General features: G+C 66.4%; 26 protein-coding genes. 13 read left to right on the top strand and 13 right to left on the bottom strand.

All coding sequences use genetic code 11. From position 1 onward, the window contains the following. Nucleotides 1–10 precede the first annotated feature (10 nt). The 5 genes from M2341_RS01985 to M2341_RS01965 all read left to right on the top strand — a co-directional run bounded on the left by M2341_RS01985 (nt 11) and on the right by M2341_RS01965 (nt 2028). The gene (locus tag M2341_RS01985) at nt 11–313 is read left to right on the top strand and encodes a cell division protein ZapB (protein WP_264572317.1); all 303 of its coding nucleotides are present in this window, start codon (nt 11–13) and stop codon (nt 311–313) included. Nucleotides 314–342: 29 nt separating this feature from the next. After that, a complete protein-coding gene (locus tag M2341_RS01980; protein WP_264584021.1) occupies nt 343–642 on the top strand; it encodes a hypothetical protein in 300 nt (99 codons plus the stop codon). 55 nt (nt 643–697) lie between these two features. Further along, nucleotides 698–928, top strand: coding sequence for a hypothetical protein (locus tag M2341_RS01975; protein ID WP_264585967.1), 231 nt, complete (start codon nt 698–700; stop codon nt 926–928). 40 nt (nt 929–968) lie between these two features. Beyond that, nucleotides 969–1400 carry a SufE family protein gene (locus M2341_RS01970; RefSeq protein WP_413715179.1) on the top strand — a complete coding sequence of 144 codons (432 nt, stop codon included), beginning with the start codon at nt 969–971 and terminating at the stop codon, nt 1398–1400. Between the two features lie 133 nt (nt 1401–1533). Then, nucleotides 1534–2028: a flavin reductase family protein gene (locus M2341_RS01965; RefSeq protein WP_264584020.1), complete on the top strand. Its 495-nt coding sequence runs from the start codon at nt 1534–1536 to the stop codon at nt 2026–2028. Between the two features lie 5 nt (nt 2029–2033). On the opposite strand, the gene M2341_RS01960 is transcribed toward M2341_RS01965, so the two are convergent. Both M2341_RS01960 and M2341_RS01955 read right to left on the bottom strand, forming a co-directional pair. Beyond that, nucleotides 2034–2519 carry a vgr related protein gene (locus tag M2341_RS01960; RefSeq protein WP_264584019.1) on the bottom strand — a complete coding sequence of 162 codons (486 nt, stop codon included), beginning with the start codon at nt 2517–2519 and terminating at the stop codon, nt 2034–2036. A 67-nt stretch (nt 2520–2586) separates the two neighbouring features. Continuing rightward, nucleotides 2587–2871 (bottom strand): hypothetical protein, encoded by a 285-nt coding sequence (locus M2341_RS01955; RefSeq protein WP_264584018.1) that lies wholly within the window; start codon nt 2869–2871, stop codon nt 2587–2589. A gap of 270 nt (nt 2872–3141) precedes the next feature. Between M2341_RS01955 and M2341_RS01950 the strand changes: the two genes are divergently transcribed. The 4 genes from M2341_RS01950 to M2341_RS01935 all read left to right on the top strand — a co-directional run bounded on the left by M2341_RS01950 (nt 3142) and on the right by M2341_RS01935 (nt 6340). Next, nucleotides 3142–3942, top strand: a complete 801-nt coding sequence (locus M2341_RS01950) for an exodeoxyribonuclease III (protein ID WP_264584017.1) — start codon at nt 3142–3144, stop codon at nt 3940–3942. 13 nt (nt 3943–3955) lie between these two features. After that, nucleotides 3956–5020: a GTP cyclohydrolase II gene (gene ribA / locus M2341_RS01945; RefSeq protein WP_264584016.1), complete on the top strand. Its 1065-nt coding sequence runs from the start codon at nt 3956–3958 to the stop codon at nt 5018–5020. After that, nucleotides 5017–5547 (top strand): L,D-transpeptidase family protein, encoded by a 531-nt coding sequence (locus tag M2341_RS01940; protein WP_264584015.1) that lies wholly within the window; start codon nt 5017–5019, stop codon nt 5545–5547. The genes ribA and M2341_RS01940 overlap by 4 nt, the downstream gene beginning before the upstream one ends. A gap of 100 nt (nt 5548–5647) precedes the next feature. Next, nucleotides 5648–6340 carry a methyl-accepting chemotaxis protein gene (locus M2341_RS01935; RefSeq protein WP_264577872.1) on the top strand — a complete coding sequence of 231 codons (693 nt, stop codon included), beginning with the start codon at nt 5648–5650 and terminating at the stop codon, nt 6338–6340. Between the two features lies 1 nt (nt 6341). On the opposite strand, the gene M2341_RS01930 is transcribed toward M2341_RS01935, so the two are convergent. The 10 genes from M2341_RS01930 to M2341_RS01885 all read right to left on the bottom strand — a co-directional run bounded on the left by M2341_RS01930 (nt 6342) and on the right by M2341_RS01885 (nt 16340). Further along, the gene (locus tag M2341_RS01930) at nt 6342–8198 is read right to left on the bottom strand and encodes an ABCB family ABC transporter ATP-binding protein/permease (protein ID WP_264577871.1); all 1857 of its coding nucleotides are present in this window, start codon (nt 8196–8198) and stop codon (nt 6342–6344) included. A 77-nt stretch (nt 8199–8275) separates the two neighbouring features. Next, nucleotides 8276–9211 (bottom strand): glutaminase, encoded by a 936-nt coding sequence (locus M2341_RS01925; protein WP_413715178.1) that lies wholly within the window; start codon nt 9209–9211, stop codon nt 8276–8278. An 8-nt stretch (nt 9212–9219) separates the two neighbouring features. After that, nucleotides 9220–10542 (bottom strand): dicarboxylate/amino acid:cation symporter, encoded by a 1323-nt coding sequence (locus tag M2341_RS01920; RefSeq protein ID WP_264584013.1) that lies wholly within the window; start codon nt 10540–10542, stop codon nt 9220–9222. Between the two features lie 73 nt (nt 10543–10615). Beyond that, nucleotides 10616–11032: a secondary thiamine-phosphate synthase enzyme YjbQ gene (locus M2341_RS01915; protein ID WP_264585966.1), complete on the bottom strand. Its 417-nt coding sequence runs from the start codon at nt 11030–11032 to the stop codon at nt 10616–10618. 27 nt (nt 11033–11059) lie between these two features. Further along, complete coding sequence (locus tag M2341_RS01910) at nt 11060–11647, bottom strand: hypothetical protein (RefSeq protein ID WP_264584012.1); 588 nt, start codon at nt 11645–11647, stop codon at nt 11060–11062. Beyond that, entirely contained in the window at nt 11644–12714 is a 1071-nt protein-coding gene (gene aroC / locus M2341_RS01905) for a chorismate synthase (protein WP_264584011.1), read from the bottom strand. The genes M2341_RS01910 and aroC overlap by 4 nt, the downstream gene beginning before the upstream one ends. A 52-nt stretch (nt 12715–12766) precedes the next feature. Beyond that, nucleotides 12767–13576 carry an enoyl-ACP reductase FabI gene (gene fabI / locus M2341_RS01900; RefSeq protein WP_181560875.1) on the bottom strand — a complete coding sequence of 270 codons (810 nt, stop codon included), beginning with the start codon at nt 13574–13576 and terminating at the stop codon, nt 12767–12769. Next, nucleotides 13573–14529, bottom strand: a complete 957-nt coding sequence (locus tag M2341_RS01895) for a YihY/virulence factor BrkB family protein (protein WP_264572320.1) — start codon at nt 14527–14529, stop codon at nt 13573–13575. The genes fabI and M2341_RS01895 overlap by 4 nt, the downstream gene beginning before the upstream one ends. Nucleotides 14530–14624: 95 nt before the next feature. After that, nucleotides 14625–15551 (bottom strand): DnaJ C-terminal domain-containing protein, encoded by a 927-nt coding sequence (locus M2341_RS01890; protein WP_264577866.1) that lies wholly within the window; start codon nt 15549–15551, stop codon nt 14625–14627. Between the two features lie 93 nt (nt 15552–15644). Next, nucleotides 15645–16340, bottom strand: a complete 696-nt coding sequence (locus M2341_RS01885) for a DUF4136 domain-containing protein (RefSeq protein ID WP_264584010.1) — start codon at nt 16338–16340, stop codon at nt 15645–15647. 176 nt (nt 16341–16516) lie between these two features. Here M2341_RS01885 and pdxH point away from each other — a divergent pair, with 176 nt between their 5' ends. Genes pdxH through M2341_RS01870 form a run of 3 tightly spaced genes read left to right on the top strand, consistent with a single transcriptional unit; the run spans nt 16517 to nt 18973 of the window. Continuing rightward, nucleotides 16517–17134, top strand: coding sequence for a pyridoxamine 5'-phosphate oxidase (gene pdxH, locus M2341_RS01880; RefSeq protein WP_264585965.1), 618 nt, complete (start codon nt 16517–16519; stop codon nt 17132–17134). 10 nt (nt 17135–17144) lie between these two features. After that, on the top strand, nt 17145–18149 hold the full coding sequence (locus M2341_RS01875) for a cation diffusion facilitator family transporter (protein ID WP_181560879.1): 1005 nt from the start codon (nt 17145–17147) through the stop codon (nt 18147–18149). Continuing rightward, complete coding sequence (locus M2341_RS01870; RefSeq protein ID WP_264584009.1) at nt 18146–18973, top strand: PhzF family phenazine biosynthesis protein; 828 nt, start codon at nt 18146–18148, stop codon at nt 18971–18973. The genes M2341_RS01875 and M2341_RS01870 overlap by 4 nt, the downstream gene beginning before the upstream one ends. A 424-nt stretch (nt 18974–19397) precedes the next feature. Here M2341_RS01870 and M2341_RS01865 read toward each other — a convergent pair whose 3' ends face one another. After that, nucleotides 19398–20510 carry a serine hydrolase domain-containing protein gene (locus M2341_RS01865; protein ID WP_264584008.1) on the bottom strand — a complete coding sequence of 371 codons (1113 nt, stop codon included), beginning with the start codon at nt 20508–20510 and terminating at the stop codon, nt 19398–19400. 44 nt (nt 20511–20554) lie between these two features. Between M2341_RS01865 and M2341_RS01860 the strand changes: the two genes are divergently transcribed. Next, entirely contained in the window at nt 20555–20908 is a 354-nt protein-coding gene (locus M2341_RS01860) for a hypothetical protein (protein WP_264576878.1), read from the top strand. Nucleotides 20909–21013: the final 105 nt, after the last annotated feature.

The raw sequence follows: 21013 nt of genomic DNA, 5'->3' as shown, positions 1-21013 counted from the left end.
CGTCGAATCGATGCCGCTCATCGTCGGCGCCAGTTCACTGATCGGCCTGCTGGCCATCGCCGGATGGGTCTTCAACACGTGGCTGCGCGTCCGGCACGGCTATCCGCTCGAGAACAGCTGGGGCAAGGCCGTCTATCCGCAAAAGAATGAGGAGCTGAGCGAGCGGATCAAGCTGCTCAGCCAGGAGAATGCGCAGCTGCGTGCCGAGCTTGGCGCGGTCAAGGATCGGCTGGCCAATGTCGAGCGCATCGTAACCGACAGCGCCCTGCATCTGACCAACGAGATCGAGAGCCTGCGCACCCCCTCCAACTGATCGCCATCCAACTGGCCGGGAGCCCCATCATGCCCGCTTCAATGCTGTTATTCTTCATGATTGTCGTCGGCATCCCGGTCATCGGGGGCATCTGGAGCAAATATATGCGGCAGAAGATGAAGCTCCGCGAGCGCGAGTTGGACGTGCTCGGCACACAGACCGCAGAAAAGGCCGCACAATATGCCGCGCGGGTCGAGCGGCTGGAGCAGCGGGTGCGGGTGCTGGAGCGGATCGTGACCGATCGCGGCGCCGCCCTCGCCCACGAAATCGACCAGCTCGGCGGCGCTGAATCCGTCTCTCACGAAATGCCCACGCGGACCGACCACTAAGACATCGACAGGAGGAGATAGAGTCATGACCGAACTTGACCTCGTGAAGCACGCCATGACCGTGATAGCGCTAACTTTGTCGTTTGCACTTGTCGCCCTGGCCTCGCTCAAGGGCTGGAACGGATGGCTGGCGCTCAAGCGGGCGGAGCTGGACATGGCCGCCAGCCGCGCCGCCCCGCGCGCGCCGACGCCAGATGCACCCATGGCGGGCGGGCTGATCGAGATGGCCGACCTCAAGGAGCGCATCCGCAAGCTGGAGGCCATCGCCGCCGGCATCGACGTCTGATCCGCAGAGTTTCACTGGCCTCCCGCGCGCCGCGACCTATATGGGCGGCATGACGACATTGCAGACCATCCAGGACGATTACGAACTGCTCGAAGGCGATGAGCGCTACCGGCTGCTGATCGACCTGGGCCGCGAACTGGAGCCGATGCCGGACGCGCTGAAGACGGACGCGACGCTCGTGCGGGGCTGCTCCGCCTCCGTCTGGGTCTACCCGACACGGCTGGACAATGGCGCGCTGCATTTCCTGGCGGACAGCAACGCTGCCATCACCAAGGGCATCATCGCCTTGGTCCTCCTCACCGTGCAGGACCGGATGCCGGCGGAGGTCGCGACGTTCGATATCGAACAGGCGCTGGCACCCTTCGACCTCAAGCGCCAGCTCTCGTCCAACCGCACCCAAGGGCTGCCGAACATGATCGCGCTGATCCGGGAAACGGCGACTCGCCTGCAGGCGGAGGATGCTGCGGGTTGAAAAGGGGGCGGTTGACAGGCTCACGTCACAGCTTGCAGGTTGGGCGCCATACCGGTGAGCGGTTTTCACCGCAGTGTATTGGAATGCGGCCTCCGTCACGAACAGGCGGGCGCCAAAAGAAACAGGTGGCGCATTGATTGATCCCAAGCATTTCCGCGACGTTCTCGGCAGTTATCCCACCGGCGTATGCGTCATCACCTCAAATAATGCGGACGGTCAGCGCTGGGGTCTGGCGGTCGGCACTTTTTCTTCGATCTCGCTAGACCCGCCGCTGGTCGGCTTCCTGCCCGACAAGCGCTCGGGCAGCTGGGCCAATATCGCCACCACCGGCCGCTTCTGCGTGAATGTGCTGGGCAATGCCCAGTTGGAGACCTGCCGGCGATTCGCCTCGCGGCATGATGACAAGTTCGAGGGCATGGCCCATGGCACCAGCCCCGGCGGCCTGCCGATTCTCGATGGTACGCTCGCATGGATCGAATGCGCGATCGAAAAGGTTGTGGAACTGGGCGACCATCTTCTCGTCGTCGGCGCGGTGCAGGCCATGGAGCGTGCGCCCGAGGGATCGCCGCTGATCTTCTATCGCGGTGGCTATCACCGGCTGGTCGATCTGGAAGACGCCACCGCCTGAGCGGCTCACGCCTTGCCGAACGGCAGGATCGCCTCCAGCTCCGGCAAGGACGGCTTGCCCGGCACCTGCCGGCCGCTGCGCATCAGGAAGACATGGCGGACAATCTCCGCCTGCTGCTCGATCCCATAGCGCGCGAACGGCTTGCCCGGCTGGAAGTCGTAATCATAGCGGCAGAACGGGTGCCGTCGCAGCAGCAGGTTGATGCCGGTCTGGTGCTGCCAGACATGCGTCATTTCGTGAATGAAAAGCCCTTGTGCCGAGAGATCGCCGGCGCCGAAGCAATCGCAGTAGCTGTGCCCCTGCGGATGGAAATGAATATGCCCCCGCGGCGCCATGACGATGGCACGCGGCTGAAAGGGCCACCATTTGCGGTTGCGAATCCGCACCTCGTCCAGGGCGATCGCATCGCCGAACACCCGCTCGACCAGCGCGCACTCCGGCTGCGACAGCGGTCGATCGACGACGGCAACGTGCGGGGGTGGGACGGCCATGCAGCCGAGATAGGCGCCCCTGCCTCACCGGCAAGGCCCGTCCGTCCCGGCGCATGCCCGCCGGCCGTCACTCGCTCTTGAGATCGAGAACCGAAACCGCCGCCAGAATGACGCCAAAGACCGCAACCATGCCGATGAAGGTCAGGACCGGCCACTGCATAAGAAGGTTCATCGCGAATGCTCCTGCAAACCATGTGATGAGCCCTCTTTTCACCGAACGGCGCCGCCGACATTGATCGGCATCAAACCCGCGCCCGCCCCATCCGGGCGGAATTTTTTTCACGGGTGATCCCCGCGCGGCATTTTCCCGTGCGCAAAAACCGACAATCTTGCCCAAGTCTGACAGGTCCATTCATCGGGCGGTCATCTGGGGTGACTTAGAAAAGCGATGTGGCGCGGGGACTGACCTCGGGATTCCCCCCTGTTGCCCGGGCTTCGCCCCGCACCACATGCGCAAAAATTCAGGCGCTTTCTTCGAGCCCCCGCTCCATGCCCCCCGGAGCGGGGGTTTTCGATGTCCGCGCGATCCGCCCGGTCTGATGCCGCGGCACGCAGCCGCTCGAGTCAAAATAATCGCTTCGCGGCTTGGGTTCGGCGCCGAGGGCGGCTAGGGACTTTGGCCATGTCGACCAAGCAGACTCTCAAGATCGCCTCCTGGAATATCAACAGCGTCCGCGCCCGCCTCGAAATCGTCGAGCGCTTCCTTACCGAGTATCAGCCGGACGTTCTGTGCATGCAGGAGACGAAGGTCGTGGACGGCTCCTTTCCGGAGGGCCTGTTCCGCCGGCTCGGCTATAATCATCAGGTGCTGAACGGCCAGCCGATGCACCATGGCGTGGCCATCGTCAGCCGCATTCCGGTGCGTGAGGACGAGCGACTCGATTGGCAGGCCAATGGCGAGGCGCGCCACATCGGCGTGCGGTTGGAAAACGGCCTGCGCATCGAGAATGTCTACGTGCCCGCCGGCGGCGAAGAGCCGGACCGCACGATCAATCGCAAGTTCGGCCAGAAGCTCGATTTTCTGCAACGCATGATCGATTGGTCCGGCAAGCTCGGCGGATCGACCCTGCTGCTCGGCGACTTCAACGTCGCGCCGCTGGAGTGCGACGTGTGGAGCCACAAGCAGCTCATCAACGTCGTCAGCCACACGCAGATCGAGCGCGACCTGCTCGGCCATCTCCAAAGCTCGCACAACTGGATCGACCTTGGCCGGCGCTTCGTGCCCGCGCCCGAGCGGCTCTACACCTGGTGGAGCTACCGCGCGCAGGATTGGGCGAAGTCGGATCGCGGCCGCCGGCTCGACCATATGTGGCTGAGCCCCGACCTCGCGGAGACGGCGGTCTCGCATCAGGTCGCCGAGGGCTGCCGCAGCTGGACGCGCCCCTCGGACCACGCCCCGCTGATCACGGAATTCGCCTTCTGATGGGCGCGCGATAATGGACGGGCGCGCTGCGGCTCGCGCCATCGATGCCCTTCGGCGCGGCTGGCCTATCCGGCTGGTCGATGCAGGCGGCGCACTGACGCTGCTGCCTGTGGAAGGCGCGACGCCGACGAGCCTCTCCTCGTTCGACCCGGCGGCAGAGGCGCCCCTGCTGCTCTCCGCCGCGCGCGCCGTCACGCTCAAGCTCGCCAACCAGCGGGAGGCGGCGGACCCACAAGCGCCGGCGCTCATCGCCCGCGAGCGCTGGATCGATTCGCCCGCCGCCGCCATGGCCATTGCCGATCCGGTGCGCGATCTCGCGACGCCGCTCAAAGGCCCGTTCCGCGCCCTGCCGGTGCCGCACCCGGCCCTGGCCGCCGCAGCCCTCACCCTTGCGCGCCTCGCCGGCATGTTGCCCGCCTTCTTCATCGGCTCCGAGGATGCCGAAGCCGAGGTGCAGCTGAGCGCGGACGATATCGCCACTTATGCAGACCCGACCCGGCTCGCCATCGCCGCCCGCGCGCGTCTGCCCGTCGAAGCCAGCGTGGATGCGCAGATCATCGCCTTCCGCTCGCCGGAAGATCCGCGCGAGCACATCGCCCTGGTCATCGGCGAGCGTGACGGCAGCGCCCCGGTCGTCCGCCTGCACAGCGAGTGCCTGACCGGCGACGTGCTCGGCTCGCTCAAATGCGATTGCGGCCCGCAATTGCACGGCGCTCTGCACGAGATCGCCCATGCGCGCTGGGGCGTGCTGCTCTACCTCCGGCAGGAGGGGCGCGGGATCGGCCTCATCAATAAGCTGCGTGCCTATCAGCTGCAGGATCAGGGCTTCGACACGGTGGACGCCAATGTCCGCCTGGGCTTCGCCATCGATGCGCGCGATTTCGGCGTCGCGGCACGCATGCTCGATCTGCTCGGCATCGACGAAATCCGGCTGCTCACCAACAATCCGGAGAAGGTCGCCGGCCTGGAATCGCAGGGCATCCGCGTGGCCGAACGGCTGCCGCTGGCTTTGCCCTCCAATCCCCATAATGAGCGCTATCTCGCCACCAAGCGGGACCGCACCGGCCATCAGTTGTGAGCGAAGCGCCAGCCATTCTGGTCGATGGCGAGGCGGGGCGCCTGACCATCGGCGACTGGTCCTGCGCCTGCGTCATCGGCAAGAGCGGGCTCATTGCTGCGGCGGACAAGCGCGAAGGCGACGGCGCCTCGCCCATCGGTGATTGGCCAGTGCGCGCCGCGCTGCTCCGCCCCGGTCGCATCGATGCCGCTCAGGCGCCCGCAATCCCGTGGCGCTGGGTCCGGCCGGACGATGGCTGGAGCGACGATCCCGCCGACCCGGCCTATAACCGGCCCGTCCACCTGCCGCGCCACACCAGCCACGAGCGACTTGCACGCGCGGATCAGGCCTATGACGTCATCATCGTCCTTGGCCATAATGATGCGCCGCCAACGCCCGGCATGGGCAGCGCGATCTTCTTCCACCAATGGGTGATCGGTGAGAATGGCCAGCCCAAGGCGACGGAAGGCTGTGTCGCCATCGCCCCGGAGGATATGCGCGCCGTCCTTGGGCTGCTTCGCCCCGGCATGATGCTCCGGTTGCGATAACCCCTCCTGCCGCGTTCAACGGCTCGTCGCGAAACCACCTTATGGTAAGCAGCGCTTAACCACAGGGGCCTCACCTGCCGGGACGACCACAAGGTGATTCATGAACGCATATCTCGAAGACGGGCGGACCGACGCAGCCTGGCAAGCCATTTGCCGGTCCCAGGGCGTCATCGAATTCAGCCCCGAAGGCACCATCTTGTGGGCCAATGACGTCCTGCTCGAGACATTGGGCTACCGCCTCGATGAGGTGGTCGGCGAGCATCATCGCATCTTCTGCGCGCCATCCTTCGTGCGCTCCACTGACTATGCGGCCTTCTGGCGGACACTGACCTCCGGCGCGTTCCACGCCGGCCGCTATGAGCGGCGCTCACGCGGCGGCGCCCCCGTCTATCTTCAGGCCACCTACAATCCCGTTGTCGATTGTCAGGGCAGACCGGTGCGCATCCTCAAGATCGCATCCGACGTCACCCGGCAGGTCCAGCTCGAACAGGAAGTGCAGGCCCGCTATGAGGAAAGCCAGCGCCTGCAGGGTGAGTTGCAGCGCGGCAATGCGCGGCTCCAGTCCACCATGGCCGAACTGGCGGCCATCGTGACCACGATCGGCGCCATCGCCAACCAGACCAACCTGCTGGCGCTCAACGCGCGCATCGAAGCCGCCCGCGCCGGCGAGGCCGGTCAGGGTTTCGCGGTCGTCGCCAATGAGGTGAAGAAGCTGGCCGGGGACACCCGCCTCGCGACCTCCCGCGCGGTGGACATGATGAAGCACAGCATCGCGCCGGATATCGCCGCCTGAGCTACTCCGCCGCATCCTCCAGCGAGGCGCTGGGTTCGGATGCTGCCAATCCCGCCTCCGGGTTCATCCGCTCGGCCTGCTGGCGCATCCACATCTGCGCATAATGGCCGCCGAGCGCGAGCAATTGCGCATGCGTGCCCTGCTCGACCACGCGGCCGTCATCCATCACGATGATGCTGTCGGCATGGACGATGGTCGAGAGCCGGTGCGCGACGATGATCGTCGTGCGCCGCGCCGCCACGTCATCGAGCACGGTCTGGATCGCTGCTTCCGTGCGGCTGTCGAGCGCACTGGTCGCCTCATCAAGGACCAGAATCGGTGGGTCCTTGACCAGCGTGCGCGCGATGGCGACGCGCTGCTTCTCACCACCGGAGAGCTTGAGGCCACGCTCACCCACCCGCGTGTCATAGCCCTTGGGCAGGGAGTCGATGAAGCGGTCGATCGCCGCCCCGCGCGCGCCGGCCTCGATATCCGCCTGCGTCGCGCCGTCGCGGCCATAAGCGATGTTGTAGCCGATGGTATCGTTGAACAGCACCATGTCCTGCGGCACGATACCGATGGCGGCGCGCAGCGAGGTCTGTTGCACGCGGGCGATGTCCTGCCCGTCGATGAGGATGCGGCCGCCTTGAATATCGTAGAAGCGGAAGAGCAGCCGCGCGATGGTCGACTTGCCGGCGCCGGAATGGCCGACCACCGCCAGCGTCGTACCCGCCGCGACATGGAAGCTCACGCCCTTGAGGATCGTCCGGTCGGGATCATAGCCGAATACCACGTCCTCGAAGCGGATATCGCCGGCCGTCACCGTAAGCGGCGGCGCATCGGGCACGTCCTTTATTTCGGTCTCGGTATCGATCAGCCTGAACATCGCCTCCATGTCGATGAGGCCTTGGCGGATCGTGCGATACACCATGCCGAGCAGATCGAGCGGGCGGAAAAGCTGCATCAGCAGCGCATTCACCAGCACGACATCGCCCGGCGTGAACCGGCCCTGCGCCCAGCCCCACACCGTGAACGCCATCGCGCCGCCCATCATCACATTGGTGATGAGCGCCTGGCCGATGTTGAGCATCGCAAGGCTGTTGTTGCTCTTGGTCGCCGCGTTCATGTAGCTGCGCTGCGCAGCCCCGTAGCGCGCGGCCTCGCGGTCCTCCGCCGTGAAATATTTGACCGTCTCGAAGTTGAGCAGGCTGTCCACGGCATGGGCCGTCGCCCCGGTATCGAGATCGACCATCTCCCGCCGCAGCGCGTTGCGCCATTCGGTGATCTTCTGCGTGAAGGCCGTGTAGAGCGCGATCATCACCAGCGTGCCCGCCACCAGCCCGAAGCCGAACTTGACCTGGAAGATGATGCACACCGCGATCAGCTCGATCGCCGTCGGGGCAATGTTGAAGAGCAGGAAGTGCAGCATCGTCTCGATGGACGTGGTGCCCCGCTCGATGACCTTGGTGACGCCGCCGGTCTTGCGGTTGAGGTGGAAGCGCAACGAGAGATTGTGCAGGTGGCGCAGCGTCTGCTCGGCCATCAGCCGCTGGGCATTGCGCCCGACCCGCTCGAAGGCGACATTGCGCAGATTGTCAGAGACGACGCCGCCAAAGCGTGCGCCCGCATAAGCCAGCACCAGCCCCAATGCGACGGCCACCCCCGCCTGCATCCCCGGCCCCATCCGGTCGATGATGCCCTTGTAGGCGAAGGGCATGACGAGGATGATCGCCTTGCCCAGCAACACCAGCACCAGCGCGACGATGATCCGCGCCTTGAGATTGGGCTCACCCGCCGGCCAGAGATAGGGCAGAAAACGCCGCAACGTCGCCCATGCAGGCGGCGTGGGCAGATCCTTATCCTGATTGTCCGGTGGCATGGATGCCAGTTAGGCGCGCGGCAACCGCTTGCCAAGGGCGGTGATCACCCGAATGCGCAAGAGCGGCCCTGCCCCGGTCACGCCCGCGCGCTGAAGACGCTCCAGCCGGTCGCTTCGGCCAGCCGTTCGAGGGCACGTGTGCCGAGGTGGGAGTTGCCGCTTTCGTTGAGGCCCGGCGACCAGACGGCGATGCTCGCCTTGCCGGGCACGACGGCTAGAATGCCACCGCCGACGCCCGATTTGCCCGGCATCCCGACCCGAAAGGCGAAGTCGCCGCTGGCATCATAATGGCCGCAGGTCAGCATCAGTGCGTTGATGCGGCGGGCGCGGCGGGGCGAGACTACGCGCCCGCCTGCCGGCTGGCGGCCATCCAGCATGAGGAAGCGGCCGGCCTGCGCCAGCTGTACGCAATCCATCGCGATGGCGCATTGGTGGAAATAGCAGCCCGTCACCAGATCGACGGGATTGTGGATGTTCCCGAACGCCCGCATGTAATTGGCCAGCGCAATGTTGCGGTAGCCGGTCTCCGCCTCGCCCCGCGCCACGCTTTCATCGATGGCGATGCTCTCGTCATCGGCCAGATAGCGCACGAAGCGCAGCAGCGCGCCGATGGACTCGCGCGGTTGATGGCCGGAGAGATTGACGTCCGCCACCACCAGCGCGCCGGCGTTGATGAACGGATTGCGCGGAATGCCCTGTTCGGCCTCAAGCTGGACGATGGAGTTGAAGGCATTGCCGGAAGGCTCGCGGCCAACGCGCTTCCAGAGCTGGTCCCCCACCTTGCCGAGCGCCATGGTGAGCGCGAACACCTTGGAGATGGACTGGATCGAAAAGCTCGTGCGCGCATCCCCACCCATGGCGATGGTCCCATCCGCGCCGACAATGGCCATGCCGAACTGGTCCGGGGACACGTTGGCAAGGCCGGGGATATAGGTCGCGACGGCGCCGCGATCCCGTTCGGCCGCCATGGCCGCGACGATCTCGTCGACGATTGTCTGCAGGTCGCCAGCCATCGGAGCGATCAATGGATGACGATATCGGCCGGCTCCTGCGGCAGCTCATCGCGTGAGGTGCTGGCGATCACCTGCGCCGCGACAAGATCGCCAACCACATTCACCGTGGTGCGACACATATCGAGGAAGCGGTCCACACCCAGCACGAGCCCGATGCCCGCCGGGGGCACGCCCACGCTGGCGAGGATGAGCGCGATCACCGGCAGCGTACCGGCCGGAACGCCCGCCGTGCCGATCCCGCCCATGATGCAGATGAGCATCACGACGAGCTGCTGGCCCAGCGTCAGATCAACGCCGAAAAACTGCGCGAGAAACAGCACCGTCACGCCCTCGAACATGGCTGAGCCATTCTGGTTGGCAGTGGCGCCGATTGTGAGCACGAAGCGGGAGATAGGGCGCGGGAGCTTCAGGCCCTCCTCGGCGACGCGCAGTGACGTGGGCAGGGTTGCATTGGAAGAGGCTGTGGCGAAAGCCATCACGCTGGCTTCCTGCGTCTCGCGGAAGAAGGCGATGGGGCTTTTACCCGCGATGAACTTGAGGATGAGCGGAAACACGCCGAACATCTGCAGGCCGAGCGCCAGCAGCACGACAAAGACGAAGGCGGAAAGACGCCCGATCAGTTCCCAGCCAAACAGCGCCGCCAGATTGAACATGAAGCAGAAGATGGCGATGGGCGCGAGCTTGATGACAAGGCCGATAAGCCGCATCGAGACCTCGAAAATGCCTTCGAACCCGGCCTTGAGCGTGGCGGTCTTCGCCGGATCGACCAGCAAGAAGCCGACGCCGAAGAACAGTGCGAAGAACATCACCGCCAGAATGTCATTCGCGCCCATTGCCCCGACGATATTGGTCGGCACGATCGACAGCACAGCGTCGACGCCGGTCTTGGACTCGCCAGCCTGCGCCACGATGGAGGCAGCCCCTTCCGCCGATTGCGCGATCATACTGCGGGCCAGCGTCGGATTGATGCCGCCGCCCGGCTGGAGCAGATTGACGAGCGCCAGAGCGATGGCAACCGAAATGCTGGAAACGACGACCGTGTAGAGCAAGGTGCGCAGGCCCACGGTCTTGAGATGCCGCGCCTCCCCCATATCCGCGACGCCCACGATCAGCGCCGAGACCAGCAGCGGAATGATGAGCATGAACAGCAGGCGCAGGAAGATCTGGCCAATGGGCTGCGTGACATAGGTGGTGACGATCGCCACCCAGGCCGCGTCTGCCGCGACGCTGTGGACGATCAGCCCCAGCACCAGCCCCGCAAGGAACCCGCCGAGCATCCAGTATTGCAGGCGCGTTTCCTTGCGGTCTTCGCCCGCGCTGGCTTCGGTCATGCTCGATCCCCTTGTGGTGTTGCGAAGCAGGCTAACAGTGCGGGGAGCGCATCGCAAATACGCAAAAAGCCACTCAGCATCCCAGAAGATGCAACGCCACCTCGCGCTGATGCGGGGCACGGCGATGCTCGACCAGATAGATGCCCTGCCAGGTGCCAAGCGCCAGCCGCCCGCCGATCAGCGGCACGCTGAGCGAAACGCCGGTCAGTACGGCCTTGAGATGCGCCGGCATGTCGTCCGGCCCTTCATCGTCATGCAGGTAGCGCTGGTCCTCAGGCGCCATCCGCGCCAGCCAGGCGAGCAGATCTTTCTGCACCGCCGGCGCGGCATTTTCCTGAATGGTGAGCGAGGCGGAGGTGTGACGACAGAAAACGGTAAGCAGGCCTTCGTCCATGCCCTGCGCCAAAGCCCAGTGCGAAACCTCGCGGCTGATCTCCACCATGGCCTGCCCCGGCGTCGCAATGCGCAGGACCGTGCTGGCCTGCCGCAGATCAGCCATGACCGGCGGGCGCTAAGATCACGAGCAGCCTTCGACCCACTGGACCTGCTCCCACTGACCGATGCGCCAGCTCTGCACGGTCTTGCCGTCCGTTTCCGCGATCAGCCCCGTCGGCGCATTGGCTCGATGGAACACCAGATAATGGCCGGTCGGGCCGGTATAGGGATGTGGCTGCACCTCGGCTGAACCGAGCCGCTTGATCGCCTCGGCTTCGCTCTGGCCCACGCGCACGCCAAATGGTCCCTCATGCTGCGCATCGGAGACATCGACCCGCACGACATGGTCGCCATCCAGCATCACCGCCGCGTCCGGCCAGCCCTTGAAATGCGCATAGGTGCAGGTCGAGCCCGGCATGGGATCATCCCGCCCGGCGACCGCGAGTCCTTCAGCGGCCAGTTCGGCGAGGGTGGCGCCAATGCGGATCGGCCCGACCTGGTCGAGCGTCTCTGCCTCCGCCGGCTCCTCAGCCGCATTCGCCGCGTCGGCGATGTCATTGGCCGGCACAGCCATGTTGCGACCCGCCTGCGCGCCATTGTCCGGATCGGCAGGCTGGGACTGGCAGGCGGCAAGGCTTGCCAGAGCGAGGATGGCGAGGGCCGTCCTCATCCGCATTGCGCCCGGTGGAGCAGCGCCTGATCGGCCAGCACCAACGCCATCATCGCCTCAACGACCGGTACCCCGCGAATGCCGACGCAGGGATCATGGCGACCCTTGGTGCGGATGTCCGCTGCCGTCCCCTCGCGCGTCACCGTTTCCTGCGGAATAAGGATCGAGCTGGTCGGCTTGAACGCCACCCGCACCCGGATCGGCTGACCGGTGGCGATGCCACCGGCGATGCCGCCGGCATGATTGGCGAGGAACACGGGGCGCCCGTCATTACCCGGGCGCATCGGGTCGGCATTCTCCTCGCCGCGCAGCCGCGCAGCCGCAAAGCCGTCACCAATCTCCACGCCCTTCACCGCGTTGATGCTCATCATCGCCGCCGCCAGTTCGCTGTCCAGCTTGGCATAGAGCGGCGCGCCCCAGCCGGCAGGCACGCCCATGGCGACGCATTCGACCACGGCGCCGAGCGAGGAGCCATCCTTGCGGGCCGCATCGACAAGCGCTTCCCAGCGCGCGGCCGCAGCCGGGTCCGGGCAGAAGAAGGGATTGTTGCCGATCTCGCTGGCATCGAATGCCGCAGGATCGATGGCGTCCCCGCCGATTTCGCTGACATAGCCGAGGATCTGGACCTGCGGCACCACCAGCCGTGCCACGGCGCCCGCCGCAACCCGGCTCGCCGTTTCGCGCGCGGATGAGCGCCCGCCGCCGCGATAATCGCGCAGGCCATATTTGGCGTCATAGGCATAATCGGCATGGCCGGGCCGATAGGCCTGCGCGACCTCGGAATAGTCCTTGGAGCGCTGGTCAACATTCTCGATCATCAGGCTGATCGGCGTTCCGGTCGTCTTCCCCTCGAACACACCGGAGAGGATGCGCACCTGATCGGGCTCCTGCCGCTGGGTGGTGAAGCGCGATGTGCCCGGGCGGCGCTTGTCCAGCCAGGGCTGCACATCGGTCTCGCTCAGCGCCAGTCCCGGCGGGCAGCCATCCACCACGGCGCCGATGGCCGGGCCATGGCTCTCGCCCCAGGTGGTGAAGCGGAAGACCCGCCCGAAACTATTGAAGCTCATGCCATTCTTTCCAGCTCAGCCGCCAGGGCAGCGCAGACGGCTGCGCTGCCGCTCATCCCTTGTCGAGCGCGATATCCGGCGCGTCCTCGGCCTTCATGCCGATGACGTTATAGCCTGCATCGACATGATGGATCTCGCCGGTCACACCGGAGGCGAGATCGGACAGCAGATACAGCCCGGCCCCGCCGACATCCTCGATGGTGACGTTGCGGCGCAGCGGCGAGTTCAGCTCGTTCCACTTGAGGATGTAGCGGAAGTCGCCGATGCCCGATGCCGCGAGCGTCTTGATCGGCCCGGCCGAAATCGCGTTCACGCGGATGTTCTGCGGACCCAGATCCATGGCGAGATATTTGACGCTGGTCTCCAGCGCAGCCTTGGCGACGCCCATCACATTATAATGCGGGATCACCTTCTCGGCGCCATAATAGGTCAGCGTGACGATCGACCCGCCTTCGCTCATCATCGGCACCGCGCGCTTCGTCACGGCGACGAGGCTGTAGGCCGAGACGTTCATCGTCAGCAGGAAGTTTTCCAGGCTGGTGTCGACATAGCCGCCGCGCAACTCGTTCTTGTCCGAGAAGCCGATGGCGTGGACCACGAAGTCGATGGTCGGCCAGCGCGCGGCCAGCCCCTCGAAGCAGGCATCGACAGACGCCATGTCCGACACGTCGCAGGGCAACAGAAAATCAGAGCCGACTTCCGCCGCCAGCGGGCGCACGCGCCGCTCCAGCGCCTCGCCCAGATAGGAGAAGGCCATTTGTGCGCCCTGCGCGTGAAGTGCCTTGGCAATACCCCAGGCCAGCGACTTGTCGTTGGCCAACCCCATGATGAGGCCGCGTTTGCCGGCCATAAGGCCTGTCATGATGTTGGATCCTCCGTCTCTTCCGCCGGTTCTTCCCCGTCCGGGAAATCAGCCAGCGCGGCGTTGAGTTCGGCGCCAATTACCACGCCAAGCCCAATGATGAAGAAAAAAATGAGCGTGATCATCGCGCCCGCCAGACCGCCATAGGTCAGGCTGTAGCTGGTGATGTTCGAGAAGAAGAGCGGCAGCAGCAACGAGGTGACATACCACCAGCCCGCCGTGAACGCCGCGCCGGGCCATTTCGGGAAGCGCTTGGCGCGATAACGGCTCGGCGTCAGCGCTGCGAAGATGAAGTAAAGCGCGAGATAAAGGATGATCGCCGGCACGAAGCGGGTGGCGGTGAGAATGGCGAAAGCCTGGTCGCTGCCGGGCAGCAATTGCTCGACGATCGTCTCCGCCGCCACCAGCAGAACCTGCAGGGAAAGCGCCAGCAGCGCGCCGAAGACACTGAGCACGATGATGCCCATGGCCCGCAACCGGTAATGCCAGAAGGGCGATGTCGAGCGCGTGCCATAGGCCCGGCGGAGAATGTCGCGGATCGTCTCGATCAAGCTGCCCACGGTCCACAGGCCGATGATGGCACCCAGCCAGAGCAAGGGGCCGGTGCGCGCCTCCAGCACATCGACGATGGCCGGCCGCAGCACCTGCGCGACGCTGGGCGGCACCGTGAGCAAAAAGCCGTTCACCGTTTCGAGGCCGGCGCGGGTGCGCCCGAGAATCTGCGCGATTGCCGCAGCAAGGATGAAGAAGGGAAAAACCGCGACCAGCGTCAGATAAGCGAGATTGCCGGCATGGATGAAGCCGTCATTATAGACGCCGACCGCAACGCGCTTGACCACCGCCAGGGCGCGGCTCGCCCAGCGGCTCCGCTCGATTTCCGCGCGCAGGCGCTCGCCCCGATCGCGCAACCGGCGACGGCGCGCTTCAGGCGATTGCGGAGAGGGATTGGTCAGCACGCCCGATCTCTAGAACAAAGCGGCAGGCGAGGGAATCGCGCACATGCACCCCTCGCCCCCCGGCCATAGCGCAGGGCTCGCCCGCGCCGGGATCACACGCCCAGATGCGTCCGCAACGGCCGCGTGTCGCTCCAGCTCTCCACGAAAGCCTTGAGCGCGGCATCATGGCCCGGCACGTCGATCATCAGCGTGACGAGCTGGTCACCGCGACCACCGCTTTTGCGATGGAAACCCTTGCCCTTGAGCCGCAGCGTCTGCCCGGAATGCGCGCCCGCCGGAACAGCGAGCATCACCGGCCCATCGACCGTGGGCACCTTGACACGCGCGCCGGCAACGGCCTCGTTAAGGCTGATCGGCAGGTCCAGCCGCACATTGTCGCCATCGCGCTTGTAGAAAGCGTGATCGCCGATCTCGATGGTGACGATGGCATCGCCCGCGCCCGCCGGTCCCGGCTGGCCCTTGCCGCCCAGCTTCATCTGGGTGCCGTTCTCGACACCGGCAGGGAGCTTGAGATCGATGGTCTTGCCATCGGCGAGCGTGATGCGCTGCGGCGCCAGTGTCGCGGCATCGACGAACGGCACGGACAGGCGATAGGCCATGTTGGCGCCACGCTGCGGCGGTGGCGCGCCGCGCCCGCCAAAGCCGAAGCCGCCGCCCGATCGGCCACGGCCGCCGCTGAACAGCCCCTCGAAAATGTCCGAAAAGTCAGCGCCGCCGGCTCCGAACTCGAAGCCTTCCGGCCCGCCGCCCTGCGAGCGGCCCCCGCCCTGTCCGCCAAAGCCGAAGGGATGCGTGGGGTTGCCGTCGGCATCGATCTCGCCCCGGTCGAACCGGGCGCGCTTGTCCTTGTCGGACAGCAGATCATAGGCGCGCGTGACCTCGGAGAATTTCTCCGCGGCCTTGGGATTGTCCTTGTTCCGGTCCGGATGCAGCTCCTTGGCGAGCTTGCGATAGGCGGACTTGATCGCCGCCTCGTCCGCGCTGCGGGGGACGCCCAGCAGCGAATAGGGATCAGCCATGTCGTTCTACCCACCCGTTCACGAAGATATCATGCCTCATGGCATTCATCTGGCGATTGCGGCGCGGCGCCGCAAGTGGGGATGCGCGTGTGGCTAGCGCGCGGCGACGCGCGCCGGTCCGTTCGGAAAGCGCTCGAACATCGCCTCGGCGAGGCGCGTGGCGATTGCCTGGTCACCCCAGCGCGAATCGCCCTCGCGCGTCGCGATCTCGGCCCGGCCTTCCCACAAGGGGGCGCCGGTGGCCTTGTCGAGGATGCGCGCTTCCATGCGGGTCGACACCAGCGCCTTGCGCGGTTTGGAGAGATCGACCGCGAGCGCCATGCCCATCGTCGATCCATAGGTGCCGGTTCCGACCATCATTTCGCCGCTCACCGGCTTGCGCTTGGTCTCCTCGGGCACCAGCACCTCGCGGCGGATGCGCAGTTCGGTCACCTGCCCGCTCTCGCCTTCGCCATGCGCCAACGTATTATAGCCGGCCTTCACCAACTGATCGATCACCGCCGCTTCAAAGGGCGCGGTGCCCGCGACGTCATCGACCGCGCCGGTCAGCGTCGAAACCTGAACCGGCCCGCTGCCGAGCCGCGCGGCCCCGCCCTCGGCGGTGAACTGTGCGGCATCGACCTGCCCTTCGCGCGAGTCACGGCCGCTGCTCACCAGAGGTGCACGCGGCGAATCGATGCGCGAGCCGCCCCAGCGATCCGGGCCGCGACCCCATTGGGCGACGCCCGGCGCGGCCATCGCGAGGAGGGAGAGGGCAGCGATGAAGCTGACAGGGACGGAGGCGTTCATGGTGGTCCTCTTGCGCAGAGCTTGTTTCCGCGCCAGCCCACCCAACTGGTCCAGCATCGGCGCGCATAGTCTATCGACCCACGCCTTGCCCCCATATGAATGGGCATCGCGCCTCCGGGGCACGAAGCGACAGGAGAGTTTCCACGCGCGGCCGCACAGGCTAGGTGAAGCGCATGATGACACAGACCGCGACCTCATCCGAGCCGACCACGCTGACGGACGATCCCTTCGCCCTCTTCGCCCAATGGATGGCCGACGCCCGGGCCAGCGAGCCCAATGATCCCGAGGCCATGGCGCTCTCGACCGTCGATGCGCAGGGCCGACCCTCCACCCGCATGGTCTTGCTCAAGGGCTATGGGCCGGAAGGCTTCACCTTCTACACCAATTTCGAGAGCCGCAAGGCCGGGGAACTGCTCGCCCATCCGGAGGCCGCCTTGCTGTTCCACTGGAAGTCGCTGCGGCGCCAGATCCGGATCGAGGGACCGGTCGGCCCGGTGGATGCCGCAACGGCCGACGCCTATTTCGCCTCGCGCCCGCGCGTGTCGCAAATCGGCGCCTGGGCATCCGATCAGTCCCGGCCGCTGGATGCCCGCGAGACCTTCGAGGATCGCATCAGGGAGGTCGAGGCGCGCTTCGCCGGCGTCGACGTGCCCCGCCCGCCGCATTGGTCGGGCTTCCGCCTTGCCCCGCGCGCAATCGAGTTCTGGCTGGACCGGGCTTTCCGCCTCCACGAGCGTCGCCGCTACGAGGCCGACGGCGCAGGTCGCTGGGCCGCGCAGATGCTCTATCCATGAGGCATGGACGGTGAGTGCGGCGACGCCTGCGGCGCGCGAGGATCATCTCGCCACGACCGGCGCGATCAATCGCAAGGCCGCGCTCGCCAGCGTCGCCGTGGCGCTCATTCTCGCGGCCGCGAAGAGCTGGGCCGTGCTGCGCACCGAGTCCATCGCCATGCTGGGCTCGCTGGCCGACACCGGACTAGACCTGGTCGCCAGCCTCGTCACGCTCTTCGCCGTCCGCCTCGCCGCGCGCCCGGCGGATTACGACCACCGGTTCGGCCATGGCAAGGCGGAAGCTCTGGCCGCATTGTTTCAGGTCTCGCTGATCAGCGTTGCGGCGGTGCTCATCATCCTACGCTCGGTCGAGCGGTTCGGCAGCGCCGGCACGCCCACGGCAATCGAATATGGCATCGGCGTCTCCATCCTCGCCATCGTGCTGACCATCCTGCTCGTCAGCTATCAGGCACGCGCGATCCGGGCGACGGGATCGGTCGCGATCAGCGCAGACAGCCTGCATTATCGCAGCGATCTGCTGCTCAACGGCTCGGTCATCCTCGCGCTGGTGCTGGAAACGGCGCTGCACCTGCGCGGCGCGGATGCGCTCTTCGGCCTCGGCATCGGCCTGTGGCTGGCGCTCAATGCCGGCCGGACGGCGATGCACGCCATTGGGGAGCTGATGGACAAGGAATGGCCGCTGGAAAAGCGCCAGCGCTTCCTCGACATTGCCGAGCGGCACCCCGCCCTGCACGGCATCCATGATCTGCGGACCCGCAGCAGCGGATCGCATGACATCGCCCAGTTCCACATCTGGCTCGACCCGCATATGTCGCTGAAACAGGCGCATGACGTGATGGAGGACATCACCCGCGACCTGACCGCCGACTTCCCCGGCCTGGAGCTGATCATCCACCCCGACCCCGCCGACCAGCCGGAAAGCGACCTGCTCACCCAGCAGGATGCCCGCACGGTGCTCGTCAACGAAGCCGCCGCGAGCGACAAGACGCCCGGGCCGGAGACGCCCGCCCCATGACGGCAGCGCCGATGATCCTCCCTTTCGTCCAGGTCGATGCCTTTGCGCATGCGCCGTTCACCGGCAACCCCGCTGCCGTCATGCCGCTGGATCACTGGCTGGCGGACGATGTGCTGCAGGCGATCGCGCAGGAGAATAACCTCGCGGAGACGGCCTTCACCGTGCCGCTGCCGCCCGGCGCCGGGGCGGACTATGACTTGCGCTGGTTCACGCCGACCGTGGAAGTCGCGCTGTGCGGCCACGCCACGCTGGCGAGCGGTCATGCCCTGATGGGCGCCGCGCGACAGAGCCTGCGCTTACGCACACAGCAGGCCGGGGATCTGGTGGTCGAACGCGTGGCGGGCGGTGAAGGCGATACCTACCGGCTCGATCTGCCGGGCATGACCACCGCGCCAGCCGATCTGGCAGAAATCGCCGCCCTGCTCGGTGGCCCCGCGCCGCAGGAGACGCACGCCCGCGACGGCGGCTATCGCCTGCTCGTCTATGCGGACGACGCGCAAGTGCGCGCGCTGCGCCCCGATTTCGCGGCGCTCGGCAAACTCGGCAATCTGCTCATCATCGCGACTGCGCCGGGCGCCGAGACCGATATCGTCAGCCGCGCCTTCGTGCCGGGCGCAGGGATCGACGAAGACCCGGTGACCGGCTCGGCCCATTGCCTGCTCACGCCCTATTGGAGCGACCGGCTCGGCCGCGACCGCTTCACCGCCTATCAGGCCAGCGCGCGCGGCGGCTATCTCGACTGCGAACGCGCCGGCGACCGCGTCATCCTCACCGGCCGCTGCCGCACGGTGATCGAGGGGCAGTTTTTGCTTTCAGGGTGGTAAGCCGTCATGAGCAAGAGAGAACTGACGCAAAACGAACGTCGGCAGTTCCACTTGGGCTGCGCCGCCTTGCTCCTCCTTCTGGCGTTCGGACTTGTGCGGTCAGCCGGCAGCGCAATGTGCGACACAACGACTTTTTATGAAAGTCTCTCGCCCGACGGTTGGACCGAAGCGCGCGTTCAAATGACGGACTGCGGCGCTTTGTCCGGCTTCTCCAGAGTCGTCTGGATACAGCCCCGCTGGCTTCCAACGGATCGGCTCTTCGCCTGTCGAGCCGTAGCGATCGATGGTCAACCAGCTGTTCGTCTGGAGTGGGCGCAGGCAACGCTGGTCGTCGCGACCGACGCACCGCGCGCGAGCGTCATCCACGCCAACGCCTCGTGCTACGGTTGGTCCGTTAAACTGGCAGCGCCACACTCCTGACCAGTCACGAAAACCGCCGGACCAGCCGCGCCATGGCTTCGCGCAGGGCGTCCATGTCTTCCTCGCGGGTGATGCCGAGGCGGACGATGACCAGTCGCTGCTCGGGCGAAACCAGCACGAACTGGCCGCGCTCGCCCACCGCCGCCATCACGCCGGCGCTGGCCTGGCCCGGAAAGAGCGGCGAGGGGTCGCCGCCCCGGTTGAGCCAGAGATGTCCACCAAATGCGGCATGAGCTGGCGACGGCGCGGTCATGAAATCGAACCAGGGGTCGGCGATGAGCTGGCGCCCCGCGACATGGCCGCGCTGGCGGATGAGTTCGCCGATCGTCGCATAGTCGCGCGCCGTCATATGCATCATCAGCGCGCCCTCGAGCGTCCCGCGCGCATCGAATTCCGGCACGAAGTCCTTGAGCCCGAGCGGTTTCGCGAAGCGGGCATCGAGAAACCGCGCCATGGCGGCGCGCCGGGCGAGCGGGTCCCGATTCGCGGTCAGCCGGTCCGTCATGATGCCGGTGAGGATCATGGTGCTGCCCGCGCTCGGGGCGAAAGTCGCGCCCGGGGCCTGCACCAGTGGCTTGGCCGCTGCGAACGCCGCCTGATCCGTGCTGCCCTCGCCGGCGAGCATGGCGAGCGTGTCGCTCGGCTCGCCCGGTTGCCAATCCTCGCGATATTGCAGGCCACTGCTCATCTGCAGCAGGTGCCGCAAGCTGATCGCGGCGCGCGGATCGCCGGTTTGTCGCCAGGCGGCGACGGGCGCCGGATCGTCCAGCGCCAGCAGACCGTCGGAGACCATCATGCCGGCGATGAGGCCGGTGACGGTGCGGGCAATCGACCAGCTCAGGAAGCGGCTCTGCGGCGTGAATCCATCGGCATAGCGCTCGGCAACGATCTCACCCCCGCGCATCACGATGAGCGCGCGTGTTTCGCCCACGTCTGCGCCATCGCCGGGATCGAACAGCGGGTCCACCGCCTCGCGCAGCGCCATGGCGGAGAGGCCGGGGCTATCCTTCAGCACGGCATAGCGGCTGGCCGGCACGTCCTGCGACGCACCCGCCCCGGCGAGCATCAGGCTGGCGGCGGTGACGCACAGCCAGCGGGAAAGGCTTTTGATCTTCATCGCGCGCGGCCTTATCACGCAGCGCGATGAAAGGGGATAATCAGATGTGGGGGCAGCGCGATCCTCTCAAGCGCAAGGCCATGATGAAGCGCGCGAGCGGCTGGCTCGCCCTGCTACCGGTGGTTCTGGTCGCCTTCTGGGTCGCGGTGAGCTGGCCCGGCTGGCAGCGGGAGGCCGACCAGGCCGCCGGCCTCGCCGCGCGCCTGGGCTGCTCGTGCCGCTATGTCGAGAATCGCCCGCTCGAAAGCTGCCAGAGCGATCTCGCCGGCGTGCCGTGGATGGCGCTGGTGCGCTATGAGGATGCACCCGAGGCCCGGCGCCTGACCGCCAAGATACCCATGCTGGCCACGCGATCCGCGCGGCTCAAGCCCGGCTTCGGCTGCATGCCCGAGCGCTGAGGGTGGGGTGGACCGACACGTCTCCCCTCCCCTTCAGAGGAGGGGCCGGGGGTGGTGGCGATGCGCCAGCATCGTATAGCTAAGAGTAATCGCGAGGGTGCAACA

Origin of the sequence: Sphingobium sp. B7D2B, from assembly GCF_025961895.1 — a bacterium.
Lineage (GTDB): Bacteria > Pseudomonadota > Alphaproteobacteria > Sphingomonadales > Sphingomonadaceae > Sphingobium.
Note: the sequence above shows the minus strand (reverse complement) of the source record. Positions and strands in the feature narration are given on the sequence as shown.